Below are 19,520 nucleotides of genomic sequence, written 5' to 3'. Positions count from 1 at the left end.
ACGAAGCAATCTCTATGCATGCTAATCAAGGAGTAAAAAGCGTGTGGTGACCTGTCAGCCGCATTTTGGTTTTCACAAACATCACGGTTCCTGATTGTCCTGTGCAGAGGTTGCTTCGTTCCTCGCAATGGCTTGTGGGAGAGATGATTAGGTATTCTTATTTCTTCACCAAATACTTCACCCTCAACTGCGCTACAAACCGAACCCCGCGCTGCAATAGTGTGCCTTTACGGTTTTTCAGGAAATTTTTGATAGCGGCATAAGCTTGTGGGTTTTCCTTTATTTCTGTGGGGAATTGTTTGATAGCGGCTCTGCCTATGCGCACCTGGTACATGTCCTCTTTGTTGGAATGTACGCCGCTGCCATCGTTGCCGATGTTTTGGATGAGTGAGGTGGATGGATTTAGTGTCAGTCCGCCTTTTAAAAATATCGAGGCGTACCAGCGGATGGCCCAGGAATTATTTTTACCGGCTTTGAAACCCGTTAACTGTTTCCAGAAGTTCATGGTGCCATTGATGGAGAACTGGTCGGTTTTTTGTTTGTCGAACTGGTTGAGCAGTACATCCACATCATCCTCGAAATGGTTCCATGCGCGACCCCAGGTTGCCCAGCCCCAGCTGGTTGCTGCGCGCCAAAAGAAGGTTTCCGGTAGTTTTTTATCCGCCAACTCATACATGTAGGCACCTATATGCATCACCTTTTCTTCTTTGGCATAGCGGTTTAATCCTTCGTTAAAATACTCCAATGTATGGGGCGACGACAGCAAATCATCCTCAAAAACAATAATTTTACCATACTCAGCCACCAGTTGCGTAACCCCGCTGATGATGGAATTGGCCAGGCCCAGGTTTTCCTTGCGCTCAATAATTTTAGCCGATTTAAAACCGGACACATCTTTTATGAAATTGCGTACCTGCTCCACTTTTGCCTTGTCGTCCTCCGTTTTTGGCGCATCCGAAAATATAAACAGGCGCGACTCGTCGGCCAGTAAATTCTTTTGCAAATAACTGATGGTGCGGCGCGTGTGCTCAGGCCGGTTGTAAACAAAAAGGGCAATCGGGGCAAGGTTTTGCATTGGTAGCTACTAGAATATTTCGAGGTGTTTATCGGCTTTTTTACAAAGAACGGTATAAGCGTTGGCTAATTGTTCATCAACCTTTTTTCCGAAGATTTTTCCGAGGCTGTTTTTCACGGTATACTCAGCAGCAATCTTTAAATCCGTAATAATACTCTTTGATTTTTTTTGATTTACATATGTATTAAACTTCGTAACCTCGGGTTCAATCAACGAGGTTAGATCGTCCTCAACTTCGAAACCTTCCGTGTTTAACAGGTAGCGCAGCGAGGTTGGGGTGTATACGTTAATGTGACCGTATGCCAGGAAATGTTTAATACGCTTATCAACACCGGCGCGGTAATCAAGCGGTACTTCTATCACATAATGGCGGGCAACGCGTTTTAATTCGCGCAGTAGCACACGTTCGTGCTCAACATGTTCCAACACGTGCGACAGGATGATTAAATCAAAGCTGTTATCACCAAACGGCAGCTTGTATCCATCAAATAATGCAACCGATTCCAGATTCTTTATATCGCGGGTTTTGATGTGCTCCACGCCGCTTTCGGATATTTCGACCGCGTGGTATTCGGGTGCAAAATCAGCATCGGCCAGCAGTTTTAAAATGCTGCCATCGCCTGCGCCAACTTCCAGCACTTTGCGGAAATCGCGGCCGCGGCAAACGTCGATAATATGCTGCGCCTTGTATTTGGCGCCAAGCATGCGCCAGGCCTCGTCGTGCTTTTCGTAAAATTCATCGTACGCGGTTTTAACATTATCGCTGATGCCTGATTGTTGCATAGTGTAGCTGGTTGTTGAGGTGTCAAATTTAGTAAAAATTAAGGATGGGGGAAGGGAGATTGCTTTTGATAGAAAATTTAACCACGGAGGCCGCGGAGAAGGCGCGCAGAGCCGGCATTGTTTAAACGCGGGTTAGGGGTAGCCCCCTGACGGGGCAAAATACCGTTATGTGTTGGTGGCTACAAAGCGGTAGTGCCTACGGCCCATTATCGTCCTATTTCAAATATCCGTACACTGTCATATTCGCACATCCACACATCTTCTCCTGTAACAAACACCATCAATTAATTGTCAAAAACCATGTCAAAATCATATGCAAACAAATTTGCCGTTATAATATTATATTTGTGGGCTTAAATTTTTTAAGATGATAAGGTTATTAGATTTTTTGCTACTTGTTATAGTAGTTTTATATATAATAAAAGCGCTGGTGCGTTTTTTACTGCCGATGCTGTTTCAAAGTGTGGTAAACAAGGCGCAGGAGCAGCACCAAAACCAGCAGCGTAATTACAGCAGCCAAAAGCAGCCTGATGCCAAAGTTAAGGTTGATTATATCCCCGAAACCCACAAAGCTAAAGTGCCTGACTCTGAGGGAGACTTTATCGACTACGAAGAAATTAAGTAACCATGTTAATACCCGAGGAAGTATTTAAACGCCGCAAACAACACAACAATACACCGGAATCGATAATGTTGATTATCGTCAACTTTATTGTGGTATCGCTGGCCGAAACTTTGTTTTGGGATCATACCCATATCAATTGGTTTTTTTGGGTGGCAATTGGTCTGCTGGCCGTTTATAATTTCTTCTCGCTCCGCAAAAATCTTGAAGTTTACAGCAAGATTGATAAAATCGTATACGTTTTGAGTATGATTACTTTGGCGATACTTGCGGCGGTGTTGTTTATATTTCAGTAGTAAGGGTAGTTTTAACCACAGAGGCACAAAGAAGGCACGGAGGACACTGAGCCTTTCAGTTCGATATTTTTCCTTTGTGAGTTCTGTGTTTTTCACTTTGCGCTTCCGTGGTTATTTTTTACTACATCATTAAATCACCACCCTATCACCGCAATCTCCCGTTAATTTCTATTTTTGGAACCTTCAAACCTTTAATAAAAATACAGATGGGCAATTGGTTCAAGCGAAACGGGATTCACTTTATAGTTGCTGCGGCATTTTTAATTATCAGCTTTTTGTTTTTTACCCCGGCTTTCCAGGGCAAAACTTTGGGGCAAAACGATGTTACGCGCGCCCAATCAACCCAAAAGGAAATAAACGACTATCACGAAAAGGGCACCACCATTTTATGGACCAACCAAATACTGGGCGGCATGCCGGCGTTTCAAATATGGGCGCCTTATTCGGGAAGTATAGCCACACATATTGTTAATTTTTTGGATACGGCCTTCCCTTCGCCTATTTATATTGTCTTCTTACTGCTGTTTGGCTCATACTTTTTGTTCAACGTTTTAAAGCTGAATCCCTGGCTGGCGGCAGCGGGCGCACTGGCGTTTACCTTTTCATCGTACAATATTATTTACATAGCGGCTGGGCATGCCAACCAGGAGTTTGCTATAGCCCTTTTCGCACCTATAATTGGCTCCATACTACTGGTGCTTCGCGGAAAAAGATTATTGGGCGCGTCGTTGCTGGCGCTGTTTCTTGCCATAGAAATAAAAGCCAACCATATCCAAATGACCTATTACCTGCTGATAGCCTTGCTGATTATGCTGGCGATAGAGCTTTATCATGCCGTAAAGAGCAAAAAAACGGCTCCATTTTTTAAATCGCTGGGTTATATTGCAGGTGCAACTTTACTGGCGTTAATGGTAAACGCTTCCCTGTTGTGGAGCACTGCGGAATATGCCGGCGACTCGATACGCGGTAAATCAAATTTAACCCAAACGGATAAAAAACCGGGCAGCGGCGTTCCGCGCGACTATGCTTATGAGTTTAGCGAAGGCGTTGGCGAAACGTTTACCTTTTTGGTGCCCAATGCTTATGGTGGCGCTTCGGGTGGCAGTGAAGATCCCGCGGAATCGAACATCACCAAAGTGCTGGTTGGCAAAGGCGTTGACGCCGGGCAGGCCCAGCAAGTTGCACAAAGCATCCCGCTTTACTGGGGCGAAAAGACATTTACCGAAGGCCCCTGGTACTTTGGCGCCGTAGTTTGCCTGCTGTTTGTGTTTGGCTTGCTGGTGGTTAAGGACAGGATAAAATGGTGGCTGCTTGCTACTGTAGTATTAACCATGTTCCTGTCATTTGGCAAGAACCTGCCGTTCGTGTCCGATTTGTTTTTTAACTACTTCCCGCTGTATAATAAATTCCGGGCGGTTGAATCGATACTGGCCGTGGCTATGCTTTGTGTGCCCGTACTGGCTTTGTTGGCTGTTAACGAGGTTATCACTAATCCTGATAAAGCTGCGCTGTTTAAAAAGGCAAAAATTGCCATTTACATTACCGGTGGTATTGCTTTACTGCTGGCGCTGTTGCCCGATGCGGTGCTTTCGTTTAAATCAAGCTCGCACCAGGAGCTTATCGGTAAGATATCTGCCGGCATTACCGGCGGAAATATGCCGATGGCCAATGATATTGCCAACGCGCTGGTGCAAGACAGGATAGCCATTGCCCGTGCCGATGCCATCCGCTCAATTGTTTTCCTGCTTTTGGGTTTTGGCATTTTGTGGGCGGGCATCAAACAAAAAATAAAAGTAATGCCGCTGTCGCTGGCGTTCCTGGTTTTAATATTGGTTGATTTATGGATGGTAGACAAGCGCTACCTGAAAAGCGAGCAGTTTGTTGATAGGGAGGCCGTTATGAAGCCGCAGCCTCGTAATGTTGACCAGGAAATTTGGCGTGATAAAGACCCTAACTACCGGGTAATTGATTTAACGCAGGTGTTAACGCAAGACGCTACTACGCCATATTTCCATAAATCCATTGGAGGTTATTCGGCAGCCCGGTTAAAGCGTTTGGACGAGTTGATTGAGAACCAGTTCAGCAGGCGCATTAACCCGGCGGTTTTAAGTATGCTGAATACGAAATACATAATTAACGCCGATACTGCTAAAAACTTAACTGTAATGGCCAACCCCGAAGCTTGTGGCAATGCCTGGTTTGTATCGAAGATTAAATATGTTGCCAATGCTAATGCAGAAATGAAGGCGCTGGATAATTTTAAACCTAAGGATGAAGCCATTGTGGATCAGCAGTATAAAAGCATGATTGCAGGGAAAGGATTTGACCGCAGTGAAAAAGCTGAGGAAGCTGTTAAATTAACCAGCTATAATCCCGACCATTTGATTTATGAAACCAACCCGTCGAGGCCGCAACTGGCGGTTTTTTCGGAAATATATTACAGCAAAGGTTGGAAGATGCTGATTGACGGTAAGGAACAACCGTATTTTCGCGCCGATTACTTATTGCGTGCCGCCATTATACCGGCAGGCAGTCATAAGGTGGAATTTGTATTTCACCCGGCATCGTATTACACCGGCGAAAAGATTTCGATGGGAGGGTCGGCGTTGCTGCTGCTGGCGCTGGGCGGGGCTGTTTATTTGGAGCGGAAAAGGAAGAAAACGGATACGGGACAAAAGGAGGTAGGGTGACGGTATCGGATGTCATAAATTAACAGAGCGCCATTAGGGGTCCAAGGTCAGTAGAAAAATAAGCAACCCAAAAATACCGTGCCGTCAGTTACGGAACGTTGGCGATGTTGCGTGCCTGACGGCACGCTAAATTACGGTAATGCTGTTTTCTACCGACCTTTTGCACCGATGGTGCATTTTCTCCGTCAACTTGATGATATTGGTATATAGCCCAAGTGCTTTTTTACGGCCATTTCACCTCCATTTTTGTTGCAACAATTAATAAAATATAACACAAAATTTTGTGTTATAGAATTTTAGTAAAAGTTGTATCTTGCGCCCTCTTTTTATTATATAAAGAAATAAGTAATTATATACGTTTATGGGTATTATGGGTTTTTTGCGGGAACGAATGGGGAAGATTCTCGCATTTTTTATTGGATTTGCATTACTTGCATTTATCATCGGTGAAGTTGCCAGGTCGGGCGGATCGTTTTTACGCGACGACAGGAACAAGCTGGGCGAAGTAGGCGGCGAAAAGGTTGAGTATGATAAATTTAACAAGTTGTTTGAACAAAACAGCCAACAGTTTAAACAGCAATCGCAACAAGCTAATTTAACGCCGCAGTTTACTGCTTACATACAGGAAAACACCTGGAACAATATGATAAGCCAGATGATACTTACAAAAGAGGTTGAAAAACTTGGCTTGGTGGTAGGCGATGACGAAGTTAACTCGATGGTTAACGGCACCAATCCCGACCCGCAGATTGTACAGGCTTTTGGCAACCCGCAAACCGGCAAGGTTGATGTTGCTAAATTTAACCAGTTTAAGCAAAACGTGCAGGCATCCAAAGCAGACGATCCGGTTAGGGCACAATGGGATGCTTTTATTGACGGCCTTGGCAAAAACAAGCTGAATGAAAAATACCAGGCAATTGTAACAAACAGTCTGTATATTAACTCGCTTGAAGCAAAAGAAGATTATACTGCTAAAAACAAGCTGGCTAATTTTAAATATGTAACGCTTGACTACGCATCGGTACCTGACAATAAAGTTACCATTACTGATGCCGACTACCAGGCTTATTATGATGAGCATAAAAATCAGTTTAAAGCACCGCAGGAAACCAGGACTTTTGACTATGTGAGCTTCAACGCATCAGCTTCAAAAGCCGATTCGGCCGCTACCAAAACCCAAGCCGAAAAGATGGCGGCTGACTTTAAAGCATCAACCAACGATTCGCTTTTTGTGCAGATAAATTCTGAAACAAAAGTTCCGCTTGCTTATTTACACAAAGGTAAAGGGCTCGATCCAAAATTGGATTCGGTAATGTTTACCGCTTCAAATGGTTTTATGGTTGGTCCGTACCTTAGCAATGGCAGCTATAAAATAGCCAAACTTGTTGATTCGCGCGTTGAGCCCGACTCGATAAAGGCACGCCATATATTAATCGACCCTTCGGGCATGGGTCTTGATAAAGCCAAGGCTAAAGCCGATTCGATTAAAAAACTGGTTGACGGCGGGAAATCATTTGCTGAATTATCTGCTCTGTATGCTACAGGGAAAGTTCCTGCCATGAAAGCCGAAGATTTAGGCACGTTTGGCCGCGGCAGAATGGTGCCCGAATTTGATAACCCAGTATTTACCTTCAAAAAAGGCGATGTAAAAGTGATCATAACTCCTCAATTCGGTGTTCACATTGTGCAAATTGAAGATACCAAAGGTTCATCGAAAGTGGTTAAAGTTGCCCTTGTTGACGTTCCGTTAAAAGCAAGTAGCACTACTCAAACTGAAGTTTACAGTAAAGCACAGCGCTTTTTAGGTAATTTAACTAAAGAGAATTTTGCTGCTGAAGCTAAAAAAGAAGGCATGGCAACAAAAACTGCTACCGATGTAAACGGTATTGCAGGCTCGATACCAGGTGTTGAAAGCGCCCGTGACATAGTAAAATGGGCCTTTACTGCCGAGAAGGGCGACTTTTCGGATAAGGTTTACATCACCGGTAACCAATACATTGTAGCCCACCTGGTAAGTGTTAAACCACAGGGCCAGCTATCGCTTGATGATGTGAAAAAACAGATTGAGCCGATGGTTAAAAACAAGGTAAAAGGTAAATTATTGGCTGATAAGTTGCAGGCTGCGTTAAACGGCTCAACTACTATTGACCAGGTTGCTCAAAAAGCAGGTGTAAAAGTAAATCCTATCCAAAACATAGTGTTTGCTAATCCGATAATTCCGGGTTCATCAGCTGAGTATAAAGTTATCGGTACGGTTTTTGGTTCAAAACCAAACAAACTATCAAAACCGGTAGAAGGACAACAAGGTGTGTTTGTGTTTACACTTGACAGCTTTGTTAACCCTGCCGCTGTTACCAACACGGTAAGAGAGAAAGAACAACTGGGCCAGGCTTTGCTGCAACGCTCACGTTCACTGATATTTGATGCCCTGAAAGATAAGGCGAATGTAAAAGATTACAGAGCTAAGTTTTTATAGTAACTTTTAAAGTAATTTTGTATCCGGGATGGCGTTACAGCTACTCCCGGATTTTTTTTGTTTACGGTTATGGAAATACAGGAAAATTTTGTGAATAAGGTGGCCCAAAGCGGGCTGGTTACTTTGGATCCCGCTGCCTTTTATCCTGAAGGCGAAAGGGTTGTTTATGATATAAAGGATAACCTTTTCATGGAGCTGATATTGAAGGAAAAGGATTTCAGGGAGTTTGTGAAAGGCCATGACTGGGCGCGGTACGGCGGTCAATTTGTTGCCGTAACCTGCACAGCCGATGCCATTGTGCCGGCCTGGGCCTACATGTTGCTGGCAAACCGCCTGGCGCCCTATGCAAAAGAAGTTGTTTTTGGCAATGCCGATGTGCTGGAAACTGTGCTGTTTGTAAAAAGCATAGCCAAGCTTGATGTTGAACAATACCGCGACCAGCGGATAGTAATTAAAGGCTGCGGAGATATCCCAGTGCCGGTTTCGGCATATGTTGAGCTAACCAAAAAACTTACCCCGGTTGTAAAAAGCCTGATGTTTGGCGAGCCTTGTTCAACAGTACCTATTTATAAGAAAAGGGATTGAGGGAGAAATAAGAACCAAGAATCAAGAGCCAAGAATCAAGATTTAAGAGAAACAGTTACGCGGGACGAGTTTTGCGACTGAATTTGCCAGGTGATTTTAATGCGCGTTCAGGCAGATTTTCCTATTTTGACTCTTGGGTCTTAATTTCTCGACCCTTAATCTAAAATCTCAGCCGAATGTCATCATCCAAATACTAATTTACTTTCATAGCAGTTTATAGTCAGAGTCTTAACAAAACAAATAATATTAAATTTGCTTTAAAAGACAACAGACTAATAGCCATACAGATGACCAAATACTTTCTGCTCGCGTTCTTTCTCGTAACCATTGGGGCCAAATCATCCGCACAGGAGATGAATTACCTGGGCGAACCCTCATTTAAGGTGGGCGAGGAGCTTGACTATAAATTAAAATACGGTTTTTTCACCGCTGCTGAGGCTACCATCAGGGTTGGCGAAAGCGACAAAAAGTTTGACGATAAGCCAGCTTATCATATTGTAGCCGATGCTAAAACCGCCGGCACTTTTGATATTTTTTACAAAGTGCGCAACCGCTACGAAACTTATGTTGACCAAAAAACGCTTGAACCTTACTTTTATACTGAAAACCGCAAGGAAGCCAGTTACAGGCATAGTGATAACGTTACGTACGACCATAACACCGATAAAATAACGGCTGCCAAAGGCGTTTATCCCATGAAAGGCAAAACGTTCGACTTTTTATCGGCGTATTATTTTGCCCGGAGTGTTGATATCTCCAGGCTGAAGATCGGTGATAAATTTAACCTGCAGTATTTTTTGGAGGATGGTGTGCATTCCATGGAAATTACTTACGCAGGGAAAGAAAAAATGGAATGTTCGGTGGGTACGTTTAATTGTTTAAAATTTAACCCCACAATTATCCCGGGGCGTGTGTTTAGAAAAAGCAGTAAGCTATATTTGTGGATTACTGACGATAAAAACCGGATACCTGTAAAGGCCCATGTTGAGTTAGTAGTAGGCAGTATTACCATGGATTTGACCGGCGCTAAAAATTTAAAGTACGCGCTGAATCCGCTAAAAAAATAAGAATGATAGAGGTTGGCAACGTTTTAGTACACGAGGATGTAGTAAAAGAGAATTTTGTTTGCAATTTAAACAAGTGTAAAGGCGCATGCTGCCTTGAAGGCGACTCGGGCGCACCCCTGAATGCCGATGAACTGGACATACTGGATGAAATTTATCCGAAGGTAAAGCCCTTTATGAACGCCAAAGGCATAGCCACGGTCGAAACTGTGGGCACCTACGTTACCGATTTTGAAGGCGATTACACTACGCCCTGTGTTGACGTAAACAAAGAATGCGCCTACGTGATATTTGAAAACGGCATCACCAAATGCGCCATTGAAAAAGCATACGAGCACGGCGCCATTAGCTGGAAAAAACCAATATCGTGTCACCTGTACCCCATCCGCATAACCAAGTATCCCGAATTTGACGTATTAAACTACGACCGCTGGAGCATTTGCAGCCCGGCCTGCTCATTTGGGAACGAGCTAAAAGTACGTGTACACGAGTTTCTCAAAGCCCCGCTAATCCGCAAATATGGCGCTGATTGGTACCAGGAGCTGGAAGATACTGTGGCGGGAATATAGGGATAATCTCCTGGTTAATGAACTTTCAAAGATTTTGAATTTGTCGAAAATATATTAAATTTGTTTTCAACGACCAGTTATGTAAACCGCCCCAACAAGGCAACAACTTCATAATTATACTGATACAGCCGAAGTCTGTAGCTAATTGCTATTTTCATTTTATTTGAAGATGGTTTGGCTGTTGACTAAAGCTGCCATATTAAACAAACTTAACCTGATATTTAATGACCCACTATATTATGTAAGGTACTACAGAACTTTCACCATGCATTAACTAATAAATTCCCGTTCCTGATAGTTTATACTATCGACGAAAAAATAAGCACATACAGTATCGCAATTTTCATACCAGCAGAAATTCGAAAAATAAATTTAAATAAATAATTTTTTGAGTGGATTTCCCTTGGCGCGGCTAAGAATAAGCAGTTGAAAAGAACAACATAATACCCTCTGATAATTTATTCCTCGTATTAAAAAAATAGAAATGGAGACACCATATGGCGGAAGCGCCAATATCATTGAAAACTTTGACGGTATAGAAATCATAATCCCGGCGAAGCGAAATGCATTTATAATGGTGTTTTTTGCAATATGGCTATGCATGTGGTCGGTTGGTGAATTTACTTCGGTGTCCTCGTTTATTACCGGTAGTAATTCATCGCGCGACTTGTTTAGTGTAGTTTGGTTGTGCGGATGGACATTGGGCGGCCTTATAGCTTTCAGGGCGCTTTTTTGGACAATTGCAGGGAAGGAAATTATTAAAGTTGGACAAGGTGCACTTACCATCGACAAACGCGGCGCGCTATTTTATAAAGCGAAGACCTATGATTTAAGGGAGGCAAGAAATTTTCGTGCCTGGCAGGAACATGTACCCCGCGGCCCTTTGGGTAATACAAGATCGAACAATGCATTCAACCTGGGAAGCAACGGCACAATAAGGTTCGACTATGGTATGCAGACCATAAAATTTGCAGATGGCCTGGGTGAAGCCGAGGCCAATTTTATATTGCAAAAGTTACGCGATAAAAAGTATATCAGTTAATCTCACTATCTCCACAGATTGCACTGCGGAGATAGTAAAATCAGCTATTCCGAGGCGCAATTATTTCTCCTCCGGCATAGCATTCAGCAAAATATATTCGCGCTCGCTGGCGGTAAAGTGCAGGCTGTCGGTTGTTAAGGTAACCGGGCGGGTAACCAAAAGCTCATCAGCCATCACTATACCGTTTTTAAAGGTGGTGTAGCCCGTCCAGGTGCCTGTGCCGGGGGTGATGTTCATTTTAGCTTTTTTGCCGTCTTTAAGGGTAACTTCTAGCTCTTTGCGATCGTTATCAATAAATGGGGTGCTGTTTTTAATGGTTGAAGGAAAGTTGCAGATGTTTTCCCGTTTCCGCAGGGGCTCCGGGCAGATTTATTTATGGAAATTTAAGCTCCTCCCCTAAATGCCGAAGTGTAAACTTATACCAGAATCATACTATAGTTTTATGTTCCTGTTCACAGTGGAACATAAGGAACAGGTTGGAACAGTAAATAGTCGCCACGGGTTGCTAAAAACCATGTTTCTGCATTAATAATTCACTTTTTACCCTGTTTACTACCATAAAAAATGCAAAAAGTACTGACAAATTAGTGTCAGCACTTTTTGTGATTATTACAAAAAAACCACGAATTAAGACAGAAGCTTTATGACGACAATCCCGAAAATAAAAATGTGCTGATCCGAAGACTTAATCTTCAAATCAGCACATCATCAAATTTTCAAATCGAAAACCTTACAACCCAAACGCAGCTTTCACCTTATCCACATAATCCAATTTCTCCCAGGTAAACAGCTCTACTTCGCGTTTGATCTCTTTGCCGTCGTGGCCTATGAATGATTTGGTTACTATTTCGTTAGGGCGACCGAAGTGGCCGTACGCAGCGGTTTCGCTGTATATGGGGTTACGCAGTTTGAAACGGGTCTCGATTGCGTAAGGGGTCATATTAAAAATGGCTTCTACCTTTTTAGCAATTTCGCCATCGTGCAGGCCAACTTTGCCGGTGCCGTAAGTGTTTACGTAAATACCCATTGGCTGGGCAACACCGATTGCGTATGATACCTGTACCAGCACTTCGTCGGCAACGCCGGCTGCTACCAGGTTTTTGGCAATGTGGCGGGTTGCGTAAGCTGCAGAACGGTCGACTTTTGAAGGATCTTTACCTGAAAATGCACCACCACCGTGTGCACCTTTGCCACCGTAGGTATCCACAATGATTTTACGGCCGGTTAAGCCGGTATCGCCATGCGGACCGCCGATTACAAACTTGCCGGTAGGGTTAATGTGGTATTTAATGCCGTCACCAAAAAAGTGGGCGTATTTTTCATATTTGGCCTTAACGCGCGGGATAAGGATGCTGATGATATCGCTGCTGATTTTTTCAAGCATAGCTTTCTCTTCGTCGAAATCATCGTGCTGCGTTGAAATAACGATAGCATCAATGCGGATGGGCTGGTTATTGTCATCATACTCCAGCGTTACCTGCGATTTTGCGTCAGGGCGTAAATATTTGATGTCGGTATTTTCGCGGCGGATAGCGGCAAGCTCAATTAACAAAGCATGGGCAATATCCAACGCCAAAGGCATGTAGTTATCAGTCTCTTTGGTGGCGTAGCCAAACATCATGCCCTGGTCGCCGGCGCCCTGCTCTTCTTTGGCAGTACGGTCAACACCCTGGTTAATATCCGGCGATTGCTCATGGATAGCCGAAAGCACACCGCACGAGCTGCCATCAAACATGTACTCGCCTTTGGTATAGCCAATTTTGTTGATTACCTCGCGGGCGATTTTTTGTACATCAAGATAGGCTTTTGATTTTACCTCGCCGGCTAAAAAAACCTGGCCGGTAGTAACTAAAGTTTCGCATGCCACCTTTGAGTCGGGGTCGAACGCTAGAAAATGGTCAATCAAAGCATCCGATATCTGGTCGGCAACTTTATCCGGGTGTCCTTCTGATACGGACTCTGATGTAAATAAATATGACATTTTGTTTTTTATGTATCAATTAATATTATCCTGAGACACAAAGTATTGCATCTCTACATTCGGTTCGAAATAAAAAGATTTAAAGGATTGAAGTAAAAAGAAGCATGGTATTAGCGCTTTTTTACGTGGTTGCAATCCGGTAGGCCCCGCCGTTCAGAATGAACGATTGACAGGGACAAGCAATTAAATCAGTCCACTTTCCGGGTGCGAAATTAAAACAATTTTTACAAAGCCGAAAATACATTTACTTTTGCCGCAATAATCATATTTATTTGGAACGGAAAGCGTTATTTATTATAAACCCAATATCTGGCGGGAAGAAAAAGGACGGCGTTCCGGAACTCATCGACAAACACCTGGATAAAAGCCTGGTTAAACCAGTAATTGTTTTTACCGATGGTGTGGCGCATGCCAAACAAATAGCACACGAAGCCGCGGGCAAGTTTGAAATGGTAGTGGCCGTTGGCGGCGATGGTACGGTAAACGAGGTGGCGTCGGCAATTGTAGGGAGCGACACTACATTGGGCATAGTGCCTTTTGGTTCAGGCAACGGCCTTGCCCGTTTTTTGGGTATCCCGATGGACACCGCCAAAGCCATTGAGACGCTGAGCACCGGCAAATGGATAACAATGGATTCGGGCCGGGTAAATGGACAGCCATTTTTTAATATGGCGGGCATGGGTTTTGACGCACATATCAGCGAGGTGTTTTCGCATAACAAAAAGCGCGGGTTTATCACTTATATCAAATCCTCGATAAAGGAAGTCATTAGCTATAAAGCCCAGATATACAACATCAACATTGACGGCAAGGATTACGAGCGCGAGGCATTTATGCTAAGCTTTGCCAATTCGTCGCAATATGGCAATGACGCGCACATATCGCCCACGGCGTCGGTGCAGGATGGTTTACTGGATATTTGCGTAATAAAACCATTCCCGCTGTGGCGCTTTTTTGAAATGGGCATACGCATGATGCGCAAAACCACCGATAAAACAAAATATGTGGAAATAATAAAGGGCCAGCGTATATTGGTAAAACGCAGCGAGCCGGGCCCGTTACACCTTGATGGCGAACCACAAATGGCCGGTATTGACGCTGAAATTGTATTGGTGCCGCATTCGCTGAAGGTGATTGTGGGGGCTTCTTTTAAATAGTCTTAAGTCTTGAGCAGAAAGTCTTAAGTCATTTTTGGGAAAATTCTAAATTTGCAAATTCTGACTCAAGACTCAAGACTCAAAAAATGGCAAAACATAAATTTACCGGCATAATGTACTCCACCGATCCTGATTTTCAATATCAGCAGGAGGGGGGCGAATCAGCACAGGCGTTACCGCCGCAACAGCAAAATCTTAAAATATACCTCGACCGCAAAGGCGGCGGCAAACTGGTTACCCGGGTAACAGGCTTTGTTGGCCCCGATGCAGATTTGGAAGCCATCGGCAAAAAGTTGAAATCGAAATGCGGCGTGGGCGGCTCAGTAAAGGATGGGGAGATACTAATACAGGGCGATTTCAGGGATAAGATTTTGACCATGCTTACTGCAGATGGATTTAAAGCGAAAAAAGCCGGCGGATAATTTTTTTCGCGTAGGGGCGTATTGCATACACCCTGTTCCTGCGGACATTACGGTTGATGGGTTCCGGTAAATACCTTTCCTTCAAATCGCGAAAAAAGGCCGCTTATACCGTAGGCCTGCGACCTGCGCTGACGGATGCCGCCCGTTGGGGCTGGCGGATTTATCTTTCTAACAAATTTCGGACACCAACTTATATTTAAAAGGGTAATGCATCATTTTGAAATAGAAGAATACTTTCCAAAGCCCCAACGGGGAGAAATCCATCAGCGCAGGTCGCAGGCCTGTGCCAAACAAGCGAATAACCTGTGTAATTGTAATAGTTAAAGATTAAATTAGCTACACTAATTATCATATCGCCAATCTCAACACATTGCCATGCCACAATCCCTCGTAAAAAACTATATGCATATCGTGTTCAGTACAAAAAACCGTGAATCGCTAATTCATCAACCATATGAAGACGAGTTGCATAATTACTTAGCCATGCTTTGTCAAAAGCACGAGTGTTTACCAATAAAAATTGGTGGATATACCGACCATGTTCACATCCTGTGTATGCTATCCCGGAAAATAGCACTCATGACGCTTGCTGAAAAAGTAAAGACATCATCGTCTGGGTGGATGAAAAACCGCGATCAATCACTGGCGAACTTTTATTGGCAAAACGGTTACGGTGGGTTTTCGGTTAGTCCAAATGATGTTGATTCGGTTATCAGTTATATTTCTAATCAGCATGCGCATCACAATGGTATTCTTTTTCAGGATGAATATCGGAAAATGCTTAACGACCATGCGGCAGAATATGACGAACGGTACGTGTGGGATTGATGGCGTTATCTGCCGTTTCGCACAGGCCTGCGACCTGTGCTGGCGAAGGGCGCCCCTTTGGGGCTGAGAGACTTGTCTTCAATTTTAGTCTTTGTAGATTTGATAATATCTTGCTATCCTGGATTTTGCATGAAAGAAAATCTAAAAAGCCCCAACGGGGCGAAATTCATCAGCACAGGTCGCAGGCCTGTGCCAAAAAAACGTCCAAAAATTCCAAAATCCAGCCCTGTAAATTCTACACTTAGTGTATTGAATTGAAAATATAATTTATAATCAAATATTTGATAATGAGTATTTTATGAATTGTGTAAAATATACATTATGTAAATAAATACTCATATTTTCTTGCTTGTTAGCTGGTAAAACCGGTAATTTTGCACAAACCAATTTTACACTTTTAATGAGAATAAGTGCTGCCAATTTACCTGATTTGAGCTACCTGCAGCTTAATCGGGCTAGGAATGTTTTTTACCAGTTAACGCCTGCCGAACTTGTTGAGGCGGCTTTACAAAGAAATGAGGGCGTTTTGGCCGACACCGGCGCCCTGGTCGTTGATACCGGTGAATTTACCGGGCGCTCGCCTAAGGATCGTTTCATCGTGGATGATGATATTACCCGCAACAGCGTTTGGTGGGGAAAGGTAAACCTTAAATTTGATGCTGCCCGGTTTGATGCACTGCTGCAAAGGGTAACCGATTATCTTGCAGATAAAGACATTTTTGTGCGCGACAGTAGCGCCTGCGCCAACGAGAAATACCGTATGGACATTCGTGTAGTTACCGAAACGGCCTACCAGAGCCTGTTTGTACACCACCTGTTTTTACGCCCCGAAGTTATTGACACCGGGTTTATGCCCGAGTGGACAATAATTGCGGCTCCTGGCTTTAAAGCCGATCCGGAAGCTGACGGGACCCGGCAGCACAATTTCTCTATCATCAACTTCACTAAAAAAATGATACTGATAGGTGGCTCGGGCTATACCGGCGAGATTAAGAAAGGCATTTTTTCGGTGCTGAACTTTATTTTGCCGCACGACAAAAAAGTGCTGTCGATGCATTGCTCGGCAAATACGGGCGCGAAGGGTGATACTGCTATATTTTTCGGGCTATCAGGCACCGGTAAAACCACCCTCTCGGCCGACCCTGAACGTAATTTAATAGGTGATGATGAACACGGCTGGAGCGATTACACCGTTTTTAACTTTGAAGGGGGCTGCTACGCCAAATGCGTTGACCTTACCGCCGAGAAGGAGCCGCAAATATTTAATGCCATAAAGTTTGGCGCACTGCTCGAGAATATAAATTTTGTAAAAGGTACGCGCACGGTTGATTTTTCGAATATCGACAAAACTGAAAACACCCGGGTGGCATATCCCATACATAATATATGCAACGCGGTTACTCCATCAATAGCGGATGCGCCAAAAAATATTTTCTTTTTAACTGCGGATGCGTTTGGCATATTGCCCCCGGTATCGCGGTTAACTCCGGAACAGGCGATGTACCACTTTATTTCGGGCTATACGGCTAAAGTTGCCGGTACCGAAGCAGGGGTAACCGAGCCAAAGGCAACCTTTTCGGCCTGCTTTGGTGAAGCTTTTTTGCCATTGAACCCTGTAACCTACGCCGAACTGCTGGGCGCCAAAATAAAAAAGCACAACGTTAAAGTATGGCTGATAAATACCGGCTGGACAGGCGGCGCCTATGGCGTTGGCAAGCGGATGCAACTTAAATATACCCGTGCCATGATATCGGCTGCCTTAAATGGTGGGCTGGATAATGTAAAGTATGCGGAGCATCCGGTTTTTAACTTGCAAATGCCGCTTCATTGCCCCGATGTGCCTGATAACCTGCTCGATCCGCGTAACACCTGGGCCAACCGCGATGCTTACGATGAAAAGGCAAATGACCTGGCTATATTATTCATAAAGAATTTTGAGCAATACGCCCCGTATTGTAATTCCGCAATAATTAGCGCCGCGCCGAATGTGGTTGTTACAACCTGAGCTAATTTATTGGCAATGTGAGTCTAAAGCCTAAAGTCTGCCGTAAAATAATGCCGGGCCGACTTTAGGCTTTTGAACTAAGAATTTAGGACTTAATGCCCGGTAACATAATTTTTATACATTATTGTTTGCTATTATTAAAAAAAATGGGTTTTATTGCAGAATATTATTTGTTCAAAACACAATTTTTAATTTTTGCCGTTATGTATCAACCGATTATTCATAACAGGTAAAGCATAAATTAAATTTTGTTAAAGAATAGCATAAAATATTTTTTTATTTCATTTAAATTCTATTTTTGTTATTCACTTTACAATGTTGCATTTAACAAACTTATATTCATAAACTAAAAACTAAAAACTAAAACTAAAAAGTAATGGCAAACGCACCAACAAAACCAACTAGTCCTGTTAAAAAAGAAAGCTCAAGTTCATCAGGCATGTTTGCAACTTTAACTATCCCGATTTGTATCGTGGTTGCAATTTTGATCTTCAAATTCATTTTAGGCGACACTAGCCACTATGCTGACGGCGACGTAGAAAAAGGCCTTCCGGATTTCTTCGGACAAATTCACAGAGGTGGTAACCTGGTACCGGTAATTATGTCGTACCTGTTAATGGTTATCGTTTTCTCAATCGAGCGTTTTGTTGTTATCGGTAAAGCTTCGGGCACCGGCAACGTTGATGCTTTTGTACGTAAAGTAACTGCTGCCCTTAATGCAGGCAACATTGATGGTGCTGTACAGGAGTGCGACAAACAAAAAGGTTCGGTTGCTAACGTGATCAAATCAGGTTTGAAAAAATACAAAGAAATGGAAGCGGATCCTAACCTGACCGTTGACCAGAAATCATTAGCTATCCAGAAAGACATTGAAGAAGCGACTGCTTTGGAAATGCCGATGCTTGAGCAAAACTTAACTATCATAGCAACCCTTGTATCTATCGGTACACTATCGGGTTTGTTAGGTACAGTATTCGGTATGATCAAGGCCTTCGGTGAGTTGGCTGCTGCCGGTGCAACTAACCAAACTGCACTTTCTGCATCAATTTCTGAAGCATTGGTTAACACCGCGTTAGGTATCAGTACATCAGCGTTATCAATTATCATGTATAACGTGTTTACATCAAAAATTGACAACCTTACTTATGCTATTGACGAAACTGGTTTTAGCATAGTTCAAACATTTGCTGCATCACACAATAAATAAACAACACGCTGTTGCTTAGTTTTACCCCGGGCGCCAAAAGCGGCCGGGGATAGTATAATCAATTTATACACTTACACTAAAAAAATTAAAATTATGCCCAGAGTAAAAGTTGCCCGAAAAAGCACGGCAATAGATATGACAGCCATGTGTGATGTGGCTTTCCTATTGCTCACCTTTTTCATATTAACGGCAAAACCAAAGGTTGAGGACCCTTCAAAAGCTGAAGTCCCGCCCTCATCCAAAGAAGTGACGATACCGGATGATAACGTTTTAACGATATCGATAGGTAAGGGAGGTAAAATATTCCTCGGATTTAGCGGTAACGATGTACGCCAGGAAGCATTAAAAACAATGGGTGAGAGATCTGGTGTATCATTCACCCCGGCCGAAATAAATAAATTTGCCAATACTGAGATCTTCGGCGTACCGATGAACCAGATGAAGCAGTTTTTAAATACGCCGAGCGACCAGATGAAAAATTTCGAACAAAAAGGTATCCCTGCCGATACAACCACAAACAATGAGCTATCAAACTGGATAATTACTGCGCGCCAGGCCGATAAGGCACTGCACGGTAAAGATTTCAGCATAGCTATAAAGGGTGACAGGTTGGAAGAATACCCGTCCGTTAATACGGTTATATCCGTATTAGGACACCAGAAACTTTTTAAATTTGATTTAATTACGACGCTTAAAGCGGCACCTAAAAGACACTAGA

At 43.4% G+C, this 19,520-nt stretch carries 18 protein-coding genes; 14 read left to right on the top strand and 4 right to left on the bottom strand.

The window, feature by feature from the left end:
* Window positions 1–157: 157 nt before the first annotated feature.
* Together Q0R52_RS25290 and Q0R52_RS25285 are read right to left on the bottom strand one after the other, a co-directional pair.
* Window positions 158–1,075: a glycosyltransferase gene (locus tag Q0R52_RS25290; protein WP_295800312.1), complete on the bottom strand. Its 918-nt coding sequence runs from the start codon at window positions 1,073–1,075 to the stop codon at window positions 158–160.
* 9 nt (window positions 1,076–1,084) lie between these two features.
* The gene (locus Q0R52_RS25285) at window positions 1,085–1,858 is read right to left on the bottom strand and encodes a class I SAM-dependent methyltransferase (RefSeq protein WP_295800310.1); all 774 of its coding nucleotides are present in this window, start codon (window positions 1,856–1,858) and stop codon (window positions 1,085–1,087) included.
* 367 nt (window positions 1,859–2,225) lie between these two features.
* Between Q0R52_RS25285 and Q0R52_RS25280 the strand changes: the two genes are divergently transcribed.
* The 8 genes from Q0R52_RS25280 (at window position 2,226) to Q0R52_RS25245 (ending at window position 11,202) form a co-directional block, all read left to right on the top strand.
* Window positions 2,226–2,483, top strand: a complete 258-nt coding sequence (locus tag Q0R52_RS25280) for a DUF4834 family protein (RefSeq protein WP_252788725.1) — start codon at window positions 2,226–2,228, stop codon at window positions 2,481–2,483.
* A 2-nt stretch (window positions 2,484–2,485) separates the two neighbouring features.
* Window positions 2,486–2,776, top strand: a complete 291-nt coding sequence (locus tag Q0R52_RS25275) for a hypothetical protein (protein WP_295800307.1) — start codon at window positions 2,486–2,488, stop codon at window positions 2,774–2,776.
* Window positions 2,777–2,982: 206 nt separating this feature from the next.
* Window positions 2,983–5,466 carry a YfhO family protein gene (locus Q0R52_RS25270; protein ID WP_295800305.1) on the top strand — a complete coding sequence of 828 codons (2,484 nt, stop codon included), beginning with the start codon at window positions 2,983–2,985 and terminating at the stop codon, window positions 5,464–5,466.
* Window positions 5,467–5,827: 361 nt separating this feature from the next.
* Window positions 5,828–7,942 (top strand): peptidylprolyl isomerase, encoded by a 2,115-nt coding sequence (locus Q0R52_RS25265; RefSeq protein ID WP_295800303.1) that lies wholly within the window; start codon window positions 5,828–5,830, stop codon window positions 7,940–7,942.
* Window positions 7,943–8,011: 69 nt separating this feature from the next.
* Window positions 8,012–8,527, top strand: a complete 516-nt coding sequence (locus Q0R52_RS25260) for a DUF2480 family protein (RefSeq protein ID WP_295800301.1) — start codon at window positions 8,012–8,014, stop codon at window positions 8,525–8,527.
* 287 nt (window positions 8,528–8,814) lie between these two features.
* Window positions 8,815–9,594, top strand: coding sequence for a DUF3108 domain-containing protein (locus tag Q0R52_RS25255; protein WP_295800296.1), 780 nt, complete (start codon window positions 8,815–8,817; stop codon window positions 9,592–9,594).
* Between the two features lie 2 nt (window positions 9,595–9,596).
* Entirely contained in the window at window positions 9,597–10,160 is a 564-nt protein-coding gene (locus tag Q0R52_RS25250; RefSeq protein ID WP_295800295.1) for a DUF3109 family protein, read from the top strand.
* Between the two features lie 484 nt (window positions 10,161–10,644).
* On the top strand, window positions 10,645–11,202 hold the full coding sequence (locus Q0R52_RS25245) for a hypothetical protein (RefSeq protein WP_295800289.1): 558 nt from the start codon (window positions 10,645–10,647) through the stop codon (window positions 11,200–11,202).
* A gap of 60 nt (window positions 11,203–11,262) precedes the next feature.
* On the opposite strand, the gene Q0R52_RS25240 is transcribed toward Q0R52_RS25245, so the two are convergent.
* Together Q0R52_RS25240 and metK are read right to left on the bottom strand one after the other, a co-directional pair.
* Complete coding sequence (locus Q0R52_RS25240; RefSeq protein WP_295800287.1) at window positions 11,263–11,439, bottom strand: hypothetical protein; 177 nt, start codon at window positions 11,437–11,439, stop codon at window positions 11,263–11,265.
* A 493-nt stretch (window positions 11,440–11,932) separates the two neighbouring features.
* Window positions 11,933–13,183 carry a methionine adenosyltransferase gene (metK, locus tag Q0R52_RS25235; protein ID WP_295800285.1) on the bottom strand — a complete coding sequence of 417 codons (1,251 nt, stop codon included), beginning with the start codon at window positions 13,181–13,183 and terminating at the stop codon, window positions 11,933–11,935.
* 272 nt (window positions 13,184–13,455) lie between these two features.
* Here metK and Q0R52_RS25230 point away from each other — a divergent pair, with 272 nt between their 5' ends.
* The 6 genes from Q0R52_RS25230 (at window position 13,456) to Q0R52_RS25205 (ending at window position 19,519) form a co-directional block, all read left to right on the top strand.
* Window positions 13,456–14,340, top strand: coding sequence for a diacylglycerol kinase family protein (locus Q0R52_RS25230; RefSeq protein ID WP_295800281.1), 885 nt, complete (start codon window positions 13,456–13,458; stop codon window positions 14,338–14,340).
* Between the two features lie 86 nt (window positions 14,341–14,426).
* Window positions 14,427–14,762 (top strand): translation initiation factor, encoded by a 336-nt coding sequence (locus Q0R52_RS25225; RefSeq protein ID WP_295800280.1) that lies wholly within the window; start codon window positions 14,427–14,429, stop codon window positions 14,760–14,762.
* A gap of 375 nt (window positions 14,763–15,137) precedes the next feature.
* On the top strand, window positions 15,138–15,590 hold the full coding sequence (gene tnpA, locus Q0R52_RS25220; RefSeq protein WP_295800277.1) for an IS200/IS605 family transposase: 453 nt from the start codon (window positions 15,138–15,140) through the stop codon (window positions 15,588–15,590).
* A gap of 400 nt (window positions 15,591–15,990) precedes the next feature.
* Window positions 15,991–17,595, top strand: a complete 1,605-nt coding sequence (pckA, locus tag Q0R52_RS25215) for a phosphoenolpyruvate carboxykinase (ATP) (RefSeq protein ID WP_295800273.1) — start codon at window positions 15,991–15,993, stop codon at window positions 17,593–17,595.
* A gap of 376 nt (window positions 17,596–17,971) precedes the next feature.
* Window positions 17,972–18,802 (top strand): MotA/TolQ/ExbB proton channel family protein, encoded by an 831-nt coding sequence (locus tag Q0R52_RS25210; RefSeq protein ID WP_295800270.1) that lies wholly within the window; start codon window positions 17,972–17,974, stop codon window positions 18,800–18,802.
* 93 nt (window positions 18,803–18,895) lie between these two features.
* A complete protein-coding gene (locus Q0R52_RS25205) occupies window positions 18,896–19,519 on the top strand; it encodes a biopolymer transporter ExbD (RefSeq protein WP_295800267.1) in 624 nt (207 codons plus the stop codon).
* Window position 19,520 lies beyond the last annotated feature (1 nt).

Source organism: Mucilaginibacter sp. (assembly GCF_025359345.1).
Lineage (GTDB): Bacteria > Bacteroidota > Bacteroidia > Sphingobacteriales > Sphingobacteriaceae > Mucilaginibacter.
Note: the sequence above shows the minus strand (reverse complement) of the source record. Positions and strands in the feature narration are given on the sequence as shown.